This window comes from Streptomyces sp. NPDC037401 (genome assembly GCF_055602345.1).
In genome coordinates, this window is record NZ_JBVJWO010000007.1 from 208898 (window position 1) to 221326 (window position 12429).

10 protein-coding genes and 2 tRNA genes are annotated in these 12429 nt (G+C 69.7%); 4 read left to right on the top strand and 8 right to left on the bottom strand.

What is annotated here, in order from left to right; translation table 11 throughout:
• Positions 1 to 114: 114 nt before the first annotated feature.
• On the top strand, positions 115 to 1191 hold the full coding sequence (locus tag ACZ7H1_RS09270) for a rod shape-determining protein (protein WP_470785048.1): 1077 nt from the start codon (positions 115 to 117) through the stop codon (positions 1189 to 1191).
• 65 nt (positions 1192 to 1256) lie between these two features.
• On the opposite strand, the gene ACZ7H1_RS09275 is transcribed toward ACZ7H1_RS09270, so the two are convergent.
• Complete coding sequence (locus tag ACZ7H1_RS09275) at positions 1257 to 2405, bottom strand: sensor histidine kinase (protein ID WP_470785049.1); 1149 nt, start codon at positions 2403 to 2405, stop codon at positions 1257 to 1259.
• A gap of 151 nt (positions 2406 to 2556) precedes the next feature.
• Here ACZ7H1_RS09275 and ACZ7H1_RS09280 point away from each other — a divergent pair, with 151 nt between their 5' ends.
• Positions 2557 to 3111, top strand: coding sequence for a vitamin K epoxide reductase family protein (locus tag ACZ7H1_RS09280; protein WP_470785051.1), 555 nt, complete (start codon positions 2557 to 2559; stop codon positions 3109 to 3111).
• A 91-nt stretch (positions 3112 to 3202) separates the two neighbouring features.
• Here ACZ7H1_RS09280 and ACZ7H1_RS09285 read toward each other — a convergent pair whose 3' ends face one another.
• Complete coding sequence (locus tag ACZ7H1_RS09285) at positions 3203 to 5827, bottom strand: valine--tRNA ligase (protein WP_470785052.1); 2625 nt, start codon at positions 5825 to 5827, stop codon at positions 3203 to 3205.
• A gap of 127 nt (positions 5828 to 5954) precedes the next feature.
• Here ACZ7H1_RS09285 and ACZ7H1_RS09290 point away from each other — a divergent pair, with 127 nt between their 5' ends.
• Positions 5955 to 6914 carry a hypothetical protein gene (locus ACZ7H1_RS09290; RefSeq protein ID WP_470785054.1) on the top strand — a complete coding sequence of 320 codons (960 nt, stop codon included), beginning with the start codon at positions 5955 to 5957 and terminating at the stop codon, positions 6912 to 6914.
• A gap of 73 nt (positions 6915 to 6987) precedes the next feature.
• Here ACZ7H1_RS09290 and clpX read toward each other — a convergent pair whose 3' ends face one another.
• The 5 genes from clpX to ACZ7H1_RS09315 all read right to left on the bottom strand — a co-directional run bounded on the left by clpX (position 6988) and on the right by ACZ7H1_RS09315 (position 11777).
• Positions 6988 to 8274, bottom strand: coding sequence for an ATP-dependent Clp protease ATP-binding subunit ClpX (clpX, locus tag ACZ7H1_RS09295; RefSeq protein ID WP_470785056.1), 1287 nt, complete (start codon positions 8272 to 8274; stop codon positions 6988 to 6990).
• 153 nt (positions 8275 to 8427) lie between these two features.
• Positions 8428 to 9096 (bottom strand): ATP-dependent Clp protease proteolytic subunit, encoded by a 669-nt coding sequence (locus tag ACZ7H1_RS09300; RefSeq protein WP_470785057.1) that lies wholly within the window; start codon positions 9094 to 9096, stop codon positions 8428 to 8430.
• A 53-nt stretch (positions 9097 to 9149) separates the two neighbouring features.
• Positions 9150 to 9767, bottom strand: a complete 618-nt coding sequence (locus ACZ7H1_RS09305) for an ATP-dependent Clp protease proteolytic subunit (RefSeq protein WP_366480418.1) — start codon at positions 9765 to 9767, stop codon at positions 9150 to 9152.
• Positions 9768 to 10024: 257 nt separating this feature from the next.
• Positions 10025 to 11416 carry a trigger factor gene (gene tig, locus ACZ7H1_RS09310; RefSeq protein WP_470785058.1) on the bottom strand — a complete coding sequence of 464 codons (1392 nt, stop codon included), beginning with the start codon at positions 11414 to 11416 and terminating at the stop codon, positions 10025 to 10027.
• A 284-nt stretch (positions 11417 to 11700) separates the two neighbouring features.
• Positions 11701 to 11777: transfer RNA gene (locus ACZ7H1_RS09315), tRNA-Pro, on the bottom strand.
• 140 nt (positions 11778 to 11917) lie between these two features.
• On the opposite strand from ACZ7H1_RS09315, the gene ACZ7H1_RS09320 reads away from it, so the two are divergent.
• Positions 11918 to 11991, top strand: a tRNA-Gly gene (locus tag ACZ7H1_RS09320).
• A gap of 103 nt (positions 11992 to 12094) precedes the next feature.
• Here the strand turns inward: ACZ7H1_RS09320 and ACZ7H1_RS09325 are convergent.
• Positions 12095 to 12289 carry a hypothetical protein gene (locus tag ACZ7H1_RS09325; protein ID WP_470785060.1) on the bottom strand — a complete coding sequence of 65 codons (195 nt, stop codon included), beginning with the start codon at positions 12287 to 12289 and terminating at the stop codon, positions 12095 to 12097.
• Between the last annotated feature and the right edge of the window lie 140 nt (positions 12290 to 12429).

The following is a 12429-nucleotide window of genomic DNA, read 5'->3' on the forward strand; positions in this document are numbered from 1 at the left end:
GCCAGTCTACGGACGGGGGACGCCGGGACTTTCGGCCCGGCCGTTTCGGGACCTTCGGCGGAATTGGCGCCCTGATCGTTATGCAAGCCTTGCGGTCAGGAGATAGGGGAACAAATGCCGCAGGCCAGCGCCAACAAGACAGCCACCAGCCGCGACATCGGGATCGACCTGGGGACCGCGAACACCCTCGTCTATGCGCGCGGGCACGGAATCGTCCTCAATGAGCCGTCCGTGGTAGCCGTCAAGGCGGGCACGACCACCGCGCTGGCCGTCGGCACCGAGGCCAAGGAGACCATCGGGCGCACCCCCGGCTCCATCACCGCGATACGCCCCCTCAAGGACGGCGTGATCTGCGACTACGAGGCCGCCGAGGAGATGATCCGGCACTTCGTCCGCAAGGCCGTCCCGGGGCGCCGCACCCGTACCCGCATGGTCGTGTGCGTCCCCTCCGGGGTCACCCCCGTGGAGCGCCGGGCGATCGTCCACGCCTCCACCCGTGCGGGCGCCCGCACCGTACACCTGATCGAGGAGCCGATGGCCGCGGCGATCGGGGCCGGACTGCCCGTCGCCGAACCGCGCGGCTCCATGGTCGTCGACATCGGCGGCGGCACCACCGAGGTCGCGGTGATCTCCCTCGGCGGGATCGTGACCTCCCGGTCCCTGCGGGTCGGCGGCGACCGCCTGGACGCCGCGATCATGGACTACGTCCGCAAGGAGCACGCGCTCCTGATCGGCGAGCGCACCGCCGAGGACGTCAAGGTGGCCATCGGCTCGGCCTGGCCGGTGCCCGGCCTGCCCGAGCTGGAGACCCGGACCTTCACCGTGCGCGGCCGCGAGAAGGTCGGCGGGATGCCCAGGACCCTGGAGCTGTCCGCGCCCGACGTGCGCAGCGCGCTGGCGGAGCCGGTCGAGGCGGTCATCGCGGCGGTGCGGACCACCCTGGAGGAGTGCCCTCCCGAGCTCTCCGGCGACGTCATGGAGCACGGCATCGTGCTGACGGGCGGCGGCGCACTGCTGCCGGGGCTGGACCTGCGGATGGCCTCGGAGACCGGCATCCCGGTGTTCGTCGCGGACGCCCCGCTGGACTGCGTGGCGCTGGGCTCCGGCATGTGCGTGGAGGCCCTGGACACCATGGACGGCGCGGGCGGGACCGGCGGCCTGGGCGGCCTGCCGGCCACGGCACGGGCGTAGACGCCGCGGCCTCGGGCTCGGCCGCAGCCTCGGCCGGGGCCTCAGCCGGGGCCTCAGCCGGGGCCTCAGCCGCGGGGCAGGGTCGCGACGACCTCGTAGCAGCCGTCCGTGCGTACCGCGGTCAGGGTGCCGCCCAGGCTGCGGACGCGCTCGGACATGCTCGCCGTACCGGAGCCCGCGGAGATGGGCGCACGCAGCGGACTGCGGGCGGGCAGCGGGTTGCTGACCGCGATCCGCAGCTGCGGGCCGTCCGCCGAGATCGAGACGTCGACGGTCTCGCCGCGCGCGTGCTTGGCGGCATTGGTCAGGCACTCCTGGACCACGCGGTAGACCGCGGCCTGGCGCAGCGGCGACAGTCCGTGCGAGGCCTCGTCGACGGTGAGCCGTACGGGTGACCCGGCCCGGCCGCTCTCCTGGGCGAGGGCCGGCAGCCCGTCCACTCCGGGGGTCGAGGTGCGTTCGCCGCGCTGCACGATGATCTCGTTCAGCACCAGGTGGGCCCGGCGCGCGGTCTCCGCGAGCTCGTCGAAGTCCTTCTCGTACGACTTGCCGCGCGCCCGCATCGCGAGGACCTCGGAGCGCACGGTCAGCATGGTCAGCTCGCGGCCCACGAAGTCGTGCACGTCGCGGGCCACGGACGTGCGCTCCTGCTGGACGGCGTGCAGCACGGCCGACTCGGCCCGCTGCGCGTCCAGTTCCCGGACCAGGTCCTGGCGGTACGCCGCGATGCCGACGGCCGCGGCGAGCACCCCGATCGGCACCACGAGGCTCAGGAAGGCACTCAGCGTGTCGCCCTGGTCCGCCGGCCAGCCGGGCAGGTTGAACAGCAGGTAGGCGTAGCCGATGTACCCGGCGGTCGCCAGGACGCCCGCCCGCCGGCCCCGGTAGCGGCCGATGGAGTACAGGGCGAACTGGATCAGCGTCAGCTCGTGCAGCCAGCCGATGAAGAGCAGAGCCGTCAGGTACGCGACCCAGGGCGCCCGGCGCCGCAGCAGCGTCGTGGCCGCACCGGCCGCGAGGACCAGCACCGCCGTGGCTCCGTTGAGCGAGTTGTCCGCGGCTGCCAGGCCGGGCACGTCGAGGAGCATCAGCGCGAAGCAGCTGAGCGCGGTGAGGACGTCGAGGGCGCGGGGCGAACCCGTCCGGCCGCGCGCGAACCGGCGGACGGCGGCCGCCGTCCGCTGGATCGGCGGGGCGGCGGGCTTCAGGCGCATGCCCTCCATCATCCAAGGTCCGCAGGGAGGATCCGCTCCGGCAGGCGCCCGGAATACGTGATTTACGGCACTTCGGAACGGGACATAAGACCCCCTCGGTCCGCGACCTTCCGCCCTGTCCGCGGCCGGCGGCGCTCCGTAGCGTCGAAAGATGACCACCGACCTCTCCCCCCGCAGGTCCGCGCCCGGACCGGCCCTGCTGCTCCTCTTCGGAGGCGTCGTCGGCGCGCTGGCCTCGGGCGTGCTCACGTACGACCGCATCCGCATGCTGGAGGACCCGTTCTTCACCCCCGGCTGCAACGTCAACGCGCTGTTCAGCTGCGGCGACGTGATGGCGACCTGGCAGGGCTCCGTGCTGGGCTTCCCGAACACCCTGCTCGGGCTCGCCGGGTTCGCCGGGCTGGCCGCCCTCGGACTGGCGCTGGTCGCCGGGGCGGTGTTCCCGCGCTGGCTGTGGCTGCTGGTGCTGGCGGCCGTGACGGGGGCGTTCGGCTTCGTCCTGTGGCTGTTCACCCAGTGCCTGTACGTGATCGGCGCGCTGTGCCCGTGGTGCGTGGTGGTGTGGGCGGTGGTCGTACCGCTGTTCTGGTACGTGACGCGGTACGTGGTCCGTCTTCCGAGGCCGCTCGCCGCCCTCCCCCACTGGCTGGTCCCGCTCGCCGTGTACGCGGTGATGGCGGCCCTGACGGTGGCGCGCTTCGGCTGACCGGCGAGGACGGGCGACGGACAGGCGACCAACGGGGAAGGCCCCCGCACCATCCGGTGCGGGGGCCTTCCCGTGTGTCCGTGCGCGCGACCTAAGCGGCCGGGAGCGCGTCCAGCTGGGCCTGGATCCGGGCGATGTCCGCCTCGGCCTTGGCCAGCCGGCCCTTGATCTTGTCCACGACGTTGTCGGGGGCCTTCGCCAGGAAGGCCTCGTTCCCGAGCTTCGCCTCCGCCTGCTGCTTCTCCTTCTCGGCGGCCGCGAGGTCCTTGGCGAGGCGCTTGCGCTCCGCCGCGACGTCGATGGTGCCGGAGAGGTCGAGGGCGACCGTGGCGCCGGCGACCGGGAGGGTCGCGGTGGCGCTGAAGGAGTCGCCCTCCGGCTGCAGGCGCAGCAGCTGGCGGATGGCGCCCTCGTGCGCGGCGAGCGCGGTACCGGCCAGGTCCAGGCGGGCCGGGACCTTCTGGCCGTCCTGCAGGCCCTGCTCCTTGCGGAACCGGCGGACCTCGGTGACCACGGCCTGGACCTGCTCGATCTCGGCCTCGGCGGCCTCGTCGCGGAAGCCGCTGTCGGCAGGCCAGTCGGCGATGACGAGGGACTCGCGCCCGGTGAGCGTGGTCCACAGCGTCTCGGTGACGAAGGGGACCACCGGGTGCAGCAGCCGCAGCATCACGTCGAGGACCTCGCCCAGGACGCGGCCGGAGACCTTGGCCTGCTCGCCGCCCGCGAAGAAGGTGGTCTTCGAGAGCTCGACGTACCAGCTGAAGACCTCGTCCCACGCGAAGTGGTACAGCGAGTCCGACAGCTTCGAGAACTGGTAGTCCTCGTAGAACGCGTCGACCTCGGCCACGGTCTTGTTCAGCCGCGACAGGATCCAGCGGTCGGTCGCCGACATCTCCTCGGGGGCCGGCAGCTCGCCCTCGATGGTGGCGCCGTTCATCAGCGCGAAGCGCGTGGCGTTCCAGATCTTGTTGGCGAAGTTGCGGGAGGCCTGGACCCAGTCCTCGCCGATCGGGACGTCGACACCCGGGTTGGCGCCGCGCGCCAGGGTGAAGCGGACGGCGTCGGAGCCGTACTCGTCCATCCAGTCCAGCGGGTTGACGGCGTTGCCGAAGGACTTCGACATCTTCTTGCCGAACTGGTCGCGGACCATGCCGTGCAGGGCGATGGTGTGGAACGGCGGGGTGCCGTCCATCGCGTACAGGCCGAACATCATCATCCGGGCGACCCAGAAGAAGAGGATGTCGTAGCCGGTGACCAGGACGGAGTTCGGGTAGAACTTCGCGAGGCTGTCGGTCTGCTGCGGCCAGCCGAGCGTGGAGAAGGGCCACAGGCCCGAGGAGAACCAGGTGTCCAGGACGTCCGTGTCCTGGGTCCAGCCCTCGCCGGCCGGCGGCTGCTCGTCGGGTCCGACGCAGACGATCTCGCCGTTCGGGCCGTACCAGACCGGGATGCGGTGGCCCCACCACAGCTGGCGCGAGATGCACCAGTCGTGCAGGTTGTCGACCCAGTCGAAGTACCGCTTCTCCATCTCCTGCGGGTGGATCTTGACCCGGCCGTCGCGGACCGCGTCTCCGGCGGCCTTCGCGAGCGGGCCGACCTTGACCCACCACTGCATCGACAGGCGCGGCTCGATGGTGGTCTTGCAGCGCGAGCAGTGGCCCACGGAGTGGACGTACGGGCGCTTCTCGGCGACGATCCGGCCCTCGGCGCGCAGCGCGGCGACGATGGCGGAGCGGGCCTCCAGGCGGTCCAGGCCCTGGAAGGGGCCGTGGGCCGTGATGACCGCGCGCTCGTCCATGACGGCGAGGTTCGGCAGGCCGTGGCGCTGGCCGATCTCGAAGTCGTTCGGGTCGTGCGCCGGGGTCACCTTGACGGCGCCGGTGCCGAACTCGGGGTCGACGTGCTCGTCCGCGACGACCGGGATGCGGCGGCCGGTCAGCGGCAGCTCGATCTCGGTGCCGACGAGGTGCTTGTACCGCTCGTCCTCGGGGTGGACGGCGACGGCCGTGTCGCCGAGCATCGTCTCCGCGCGGGTGGTGGCGACGACGATGGAGGCGTCGCCCTCGCCGTAGCGGATGGAGACGAGCTCGCCGTCGTCGTCCTGGTACTCGACCTCGATGTCGGAGATCGCCGTCAGACAGCGCGGGCACCAGTTGATGATGCGCTCGGCGCGGTAGATCAGCTCGTCGTCGTAGAGCCGCTTGAAGATGGTCTGGACGGCCTCGGACAGGCCCTCGTCCATGGTGAAGCGCTCGCGGGACCAGTCGACGCCGTCGCCGAGGCGGCGCATCTGGCCGGAGATCTGACCGCCGGACTCGCCCTTCCACTGCCAGACGCGCTCGACGAAGGCCTCGCGGCCCAGGTCGTGGCGGGACTTGCCCTCCTTGGCGAGCTCGCGCTCGACGACGTTCTGGGTGGCGATGCCGGCGTGGTCCATGCCGGGCTGCCACAGGGTCTCGTAGCCCTGCATGCGCTTGCGGCGGGTCAGGGCGTCGATCAGCGTGTGCTCGAAGGCGTGGCCCAGGTGCAGGCTGCCCGTGACGTTCGGCGGCGGGATGACGATGGTGTACGGAGGCTTCTCGCTCTTCTCGTCCGCCTCGAAGTAACCGCGCTCTACCCAGCGCTCGTAGAGCTTCCCCTCTACCTCGGCCGGCGCGTACTGGGTCGGCAGATCGGAGTTCGGGGCGCTTGGCTGCTGCTGAGTGTTCTCGGTCACGAGGCACAGTTTAGAGGCGTAACGGTCCGGTACTGAAACCGGTATTCCGGGGGCCCGGAGCCGTGTCGGGTCCCGGCTTCCGCCAGGATGTCAGCGACACATAAGCATCCTGAAGGGGGACGTGGGCATGAGCTACAACCAGCCCGGCCCGTACGGCGGACAGCCGCAGCAGCCCAACCCGTACGGCGGTCAGCCGCCGCAGCAGCCGAACCCGTACGGCCAGCCGGCCCCGCAGCCGGGCTACGGCTACCCGCAGAACGCCCCGCAGGGCGTCCCCCCGCAGGGCTACGGCTACCCGCAGCAGCCGGGCCAGCCCCCGCAGCCGAACCCGTACGGCCAGCAGCCGCTCCAGCCGCCGTACGGCGCCCCGATGCCCCCGTCCGTGCAGCCCCCGGCGAAGAAGAAGACCGGCCTGATCGTCGTGGCGTCGGTCGTCGCACTGGCCCTGGTCGCCGGCGGCGCGTACCTCCTGCTGAACGGAAAGAGCGGGAGCGGCGACGTCTCCGAGGCGACCAAGGGCTACAAGCTGGTCCCGCCGCCGGCGGTCGCAGAGTTCCAGAAGGGCAAGGACAAGCCGGAGTCCTTCGACTCCGAGGACCGGGCGCAGGCCAAGGCGGCCGGGATCAAGGACGCCCAGCAGGTGAACCAGGACTACGAGTCCGGCGGCGGCTCCTCCAACCCGCTCACCGGCAAGGGGCTCAGCTTCACCGGCTACTACGGCGAGGTCGCGGACCCCGCGAAGGCGGTGGATGCGTACTTCTCGGCCGCGAAGGCGGAAGCCGCCAAGGACAACGACGGCGGAACCGCGGAGTTCGTGGGCTCGCCCAAGGCCATGGAGCCCGCGGGGTTCGAGGGCGCGGTGATGAAGTGCCAGGAGATCAAGTTCACCTCCAAGGAACAGTCTTCGGACCTCCCCACCCCGAAGACGATGTCCTTCCCGGTGTGCATCTGGGGTGACTACAGCACCGTGGGCACGGTCTCGGCCCTCGACCTGGGCGCCCTGATGACCGGCAAGCAGGGCTACACCCTGGACCAGACCTCGGAGTACGCCGCGAAGCTGTACAACACCGCGCGCGTGAAGAAGTAACTCCGACGCAGCGCACGCAGAAGGGGCGCCCCCGGTAAGGGGCGCCCCTTCTGCGTGCGCCGCGTCGGAGCCGCTACGCGGACTTCTCGTGCGGGCCCTGGTCCTTCGGGACGATGCGGGGCACCAGGGTCGGGTTGACGTTGGAGCGGACCACGTCGGCGGTGATGACCACGCGGGCCACGTCCTTGCGGGACGGGACCTCGTACATCACCGACATCAGGACCTCTTCCATGATGGCGCGCAGGCCGCGCGCGCCGGTCTGGCGGAGGATGGCCTGATCGGCGATGGCCTCGAGCGCGCCGCGCTCGAAGTCCAGCTCCACGCCGTCGAGTTCGAAGAGGCGCTGGTACTGCTTCACCAGGGCGTTGCGCGGCTCGACCAGGATCTGGAGCAGGGCCTCGCGGTCCAGGTTGTGGACCGAGGTGATCACGGGGAGGCGGCCGATGAACTCGGGGATCATCCCGAACTTCACCAGGTCCTCCGGCATGACCTCCTGGAACTGGTCGCTGGCCTCGATCTCGCGCTTGGAGCGGATCGTCGCCCCGAAGCCGATGCCCTTGGCACCCGCCCGCGACTCGATGATCTTCTCCAGGCCGGCGAACGCGCCGCCCACGATGAACAGGACGTTCGTCGTGTCGATCTGGATGAACTCCTGGTGCGGGTGCTTGCGTCCGCCCTGCGGCGGGACCGAGGCGGTCGTGCCCTCGAGGATCTTCAGCAGGGCCTGCTGCACGCCCTCGCCGCTGACATCGCGCGTGATGGACGGGTTCTCGCTCTTGCGCGCGACCTTGTCGATCTCGTCGATGTAGATGATCCCGGTCTCGGCCTTCTTGACGTCGTAGTCGGCCGCCTGGATCAGCTTGAGCAGGATGTTCTCGACGTCCTCGCCGACATACCCGGCCTCCGTCAGCGCCGTCGCGTCGGCGATGGCGAACGGGACGTTGAGCATGCGGGCCAGCGTCTGCGCCAGCAGCGTCTTGCCGGAGCCCGTGGGCCCGAGCAGCAGGATGTTGGACTTCGCGAGTTCGATCGCGTCGTCCCGGCCCTGCGCGCCGCCGTTCTCGCCGGCCTGAACGCGCTTGTAGTGGTTGTACACAGCGACGGAGAGCGCCTTCTTCGCCGGCTCCTGGCCGACGACGTAGCTCTCCAGGAACTCGTAGATCTCACGGGGCTTGGGGAGTTCCTCCCACCTGACCTCGGAGGTCTCCGCGAGCTCCTCTTCGATGATCTCGTTGCAGAGGTCGATGCACTCGTCGCAGATGTACACACCGGGCCCTGCGATGAGCTTCTTCACCTGCTTCTGGCTCTTTCCGCAGAACGAGCACTTGAGCAGGTCGCCGCCGTCACCGATGCGTGCCACGAGGTGCTTCCCCTTCGCCTGGGAGACGCCTGGTTCAGCGCTCCTGGTGCCTCATATCCGACGGTACCTTGCCGGGGCCCCGGTTCGGGGCCCCCTTGACGTGGTTCACATCGCCGTTCGTGACGATGCGGCCACGTCAAGGGGCGGCAAAGATCAGCCGTTGTTCATCTTGCGGGTGGAGATGATCTGGTCGATCAGGCCGTAGGCCAGCGCGTCCTCGGCAGTGAGGATCTTGTCGCGCTCGATGTCCTCGCGGATCTTCTCGATCGGGGTCGAGGAGTGCTTGGCCAGCATGGACTCCAGCTGGTCACGCATACGGAGGATTTCGTTGGCCGCGATCTCCAGGTCGGAGAGCTGCTCGCGGCCGGTGCCGCCGGACGGCTGGTGGATCAGCACGCGGGCGTTCGGCAGCGCCATGCGCTTGCCCGGGGTGCCGGCGGCGAGCAGGACCGCGGCGGCCGAGGCCGCCTGGCCCATGCAGACCGTCTGGATGTCCGGCTTCACGAACTGCATCGTGTCGTAGATGGCCGTCAGCGCGGTGAAGGAACCGCCGGGGCTGTTGATGTAGATCGAGATGTCCCGGTCCGGGTCCATCGACTCCAGGCAGAGCAGCTGCGCCATGACGTCGTTGGCGGAGGCGTCGTCGATCTGCACGCCGAGGAAGATCACGCGCTCTTCGAAGAGCTTGGCGTACGGGTCGTACTCGCGCACGCCCTGCGAGGTGCGCTCGACGAAGCGCGGGACGACGTAGCGGTTGTCCACCTGCGCGCCGGTGTAGAGGCCGCTCGCGGAGAGGTTGTTCTGCATGTGGGTGTTCACCATCCTGGTGGCGTTCTGCGGGCTGAGGCTGTGCGGGTCGGGGACCGGGCCGGGGATCAGGCCCCGGTGCCGCCGCCGCCCGGAACGTTGGACGCGGCCGAGATGATCTCGTCGATGAGGCCGTACTCCTTGGCCTCCTGGGCGGTGAACCAGCGGTCGCGGTCGCCGTCGCGGATGATCGCCTCGACGGTCTGGCCCGAGTGGAACGCGGTGATCTCGGCCATGCGCTGCTTGGTGCGCAGCAGGTACTGGGCCTGGATCTTGATGTCCGACGCGGTGCCGCCGATGCCGGCGGAGCCCTGGTGCATCAGGATGTCGGTGTTCGGCAGGGCGAAGCGCTTGCCCTTGGCGCCGCCGGTGAGCAGGAACTGGCCCATGGAGGCGGCCATGCCCATGCCGATGGTGACGACGTCGTTCGGGATGTACTGCATGGTGTCGTAGACCGCCATGCCGGCCGTCACCGAGCCACCGGGGCTGTTGATGTAGAGGTAGATGTCCTTCTCCGGCTCGGCGGCCAGGAGGAGGAGCTGCGCCGTGATCTTGTTGGCGATCTCGTCGTCGACCTGCTGGCCGAGGAAGATGATCCGCTCGCCGAGCAGCCGGTTGTAGACATGGTCGCCGAGGCCGCCACCGATGGACGGCTCACCCGCGGCGTAAGGCATCAGATTCGTCACGTATCCACCTGCTCGTCTCCGACGGCTACGTGCCGTCTCAGCGTCTCGTTCAGAGGGCAGTGCCCTCGTATTCATGGACCCTAACGCGCAGGTCGGACAACGCCATCCCGCTTCCCGAACTGTTCGCTGGGAGCGCAAGGTACGGGCGGCCCGTCGAGCGGGTTTCGAGCGGCTGTGCGGAGGGACGGCGAAGGGCCCGGACAAGCGTTGTCCGGGCCCTTCTGCGGGCCTGGCCTGGGGCCGGGTCCCGCGGGGTCTTACTTGGCCTCGTCGGCCTTGACCTCGGCGTCGGCGTCCACGACGGACTCGACGACCTCGGCGGCGTCCTCGACCTCGTCCTCGTCGGTCAGGTCGACGACCTCACCGTTGGTGTCGACGACCTTGGCGGCCTCGACGACGACCGCGAGGGCCTTGCCGCGGGCGACCTCGCCGACGAGCATCGGGACCTGGCCGCCCTCGACGACGGCCTGGGCGAACTGGTCGGGGGACATGCCGGAGGACTGCGCGCGGCGCAGGAGGTGCTCGGTGAGCTCTTCCTGGTTGACGTTCAGCTTCTCCTTGTTGACGAGCTCGTCGAGGACGAACTGCGTCTTGATGCCCTTGACCGCCTGCTCGCGGGTCTCGGCGTCGAACTCCTCGGCCGTCTTGCCCTGGATCTCGAGGTACTTCGCGAGGTCCAGACCCATCTGGCCGAGCTGGTGGTGCTCCAGGTTGTGCTTGCGGGTGTTGACCTCGTCCTCGAGGAGCTTCTCGGGGATCGGGACCTCGACGATCTCCAGGAGCTTCTCGAGGACGCGCTCCTGGGCCTGCGTGGCCTGGTCGAACTGCTTCATGTTCTCGAGGCGCTTGCGGCTGTCCGCCTTGAGCTCCTCGAGGGTGTCGAACTCGCTCGCCATCTGGGCGAACTCGTCGTCGAGCTCCGGGAGCTCCTTGGCGGCGACGGCGGTCACCTTGACGGTGATCTCGGCGTCCTTGCCCTCGGCGGAGCCGCCCTTGAGCTGCGAGGTGAAGGTGGCCTCGCCGCCGGCCTCGAGGCCGGTGACGGCCTCGTCGATGCCGTCCAGGAGCTCACCCGAACCGATGGTGTAGGAGACGCCGGAAGCGACGCCGTCCTCCAGCACCTCACCGTCGACCTTGGCCTCGAGGTCCACGGTCACGACGTCGCCGTCCGCGGCCGCACGCTCGACCGGGTTGGTGGAGGCGAAGCGGTTGCGCAGCTGCTCGACCGACTTCTCGACGTCCTCGTCGGTGACCTCGACCGCGTCGACCTCGACCTCGATGCCGGAGTAGTCCGGGATCTCGATGGCCGGGCGGATGTCGACCTCGGCGGTGAAGGCCAGCAGCTCGCCGTCCTTCAGCTCGGTGATGTCGACCTCGGGCTGGCCCAGCGGGTTGACCTCGGCCTCGTTCACGGCCTCGGTGTAGAACTTCGGGAGGGCGTCGTTGACGGCCTCCTCCAGCACCGCACCGCGGCCGAAGCGCTGGTCGATGACCCGGGCCGGGATCTTGCCCTTGCGGAAGCCCTTGACCGTGACCTGCTGGTTGATCTTCTTGTACGCCGCGTCGAGGCTGTCCTTGAGCTCCTCGAAGGGCACCTCGACAGTGAGCCGAACCCGAGTCGGGTTCAGGGTCTCCACGGCGCTCTTCACGGTTCGGTCTCCTTGTGGCTGACTACTGGGGTTCTGCCGATGCTGCGAATTCAGCGGATCAGCGGCTGGGGCCCGGCACATCAGACACACGGGCACGCAGCTTGCATAGTAACCGCAAGCGGTCGGCCGCCCACAACGCGATCATCGGGAGAGGTCCGATCACAGGGGGATCGCGGGGAGATCGGGGAGGAACCGGGAAGCACCGGAAATACCGGAAGCGCGGGAAGAGGCGGAAAGAGCAGGGCCCCGGTGCCGCGTACGGAAGCGGACGTGCGGGTGCCAGCTGGTCGGGGTGGCCGGATTCGAACCGACGACCTTCCGCTCCCAAAGCGGACGCGCTACCAAGCTGCGCCACACCCCGTCGGTGCGACACGTAGGGTACATGCCCGCGAGGCCGAGAACGCGCGACTTCCGCCGCCCGGAATGGGGTGTGCGCTCCGGCGCACGGACCCGCTAGGATGCTGTCCGTACCGCGGTCCTGTGACCTGCGGTGTGCTGCATGCGGGCGTAGCTCAATGGTAGAGCCCTAGTCTTCCAAACTAGCTACGCGGGTTCGATTCCCGTCGCCCGCTCCATCGAGTGAGCCGGTTCCCGCCCAGGCGGGGGCCGGCTCTTCGGCTTTCCCGGGCTTCCGGGGCCGGCCGGGGGCCCGCCCCGGGGGTTCGCCCGCGCGGGCCGCTAGAGGCTGATGCCCGCGATGGTGTCGCTCAGCGACTTCAGGAAGCGGTTGACGTCCGGCGCGATGGAGCTCGACGCCAGGAAGAAGCCGAAGAGCACGGCGACGATGGCCGGGCCCGGCTTGATGTGGTTGCCGCGGATCAGTACGAACAGGATCACGGCCAAAAGAACCACCACAGACAGCGAAATGGCCACTACTGATCACACCCTCGGTCGTCCCCTGATGGGCCGCGGTCGGCCCGGGGCGTACGGCCGCGCACACCCCCACATGGACCATCGTGCCACCAACGGGCCCCCGCTATCCGCCTCGTGACGAATCGTTCGGGACCGATTCA

What these genes read in the sequence shown, in the direction of transcription:
- ACZ7H1_RS09270 (WP_470785048.1), top strand. Translation starts at nt 115, where the DNA reads ATGCCGCAGGCCAGCGCCAACAAGACAGCCACCAGCCGCGACATCGGG.
- ACZ7H1_RS09275 (WP_470785049.1), bottom strand. Translation starts at nt 2,405, where the DNA reads ATGCGCCTGAAGCCCGCCGCCCCGCCGATCCAGCGGACGGCGGCCGCC.
- ACZ7H1_RS09280 (WP_470785051.1), top strand. Translation starts at nt 2,557, where the DNA reads ATGACCACCGACCTCTCCCCCCGCAGGTCCGCGCCCGGACCGGCCCTG.
- ACZ7H1_RS09290 (WP_470785054.1), top strand. Translation starts at nt 5,955, where the DNA reads ATGAGCTACAACCAGCCCGGCCCGTACGGCGGACAGCCGCAGCAGCCC.
- ACZ7H1_RS09300 (WP_470785057.1), bottom strand. Translation starts at nt 9,096, where the DNA reads ATGGTGAACACCCACATGCAGAACAACCTCTCCGCGAGCGGCCTCTAC.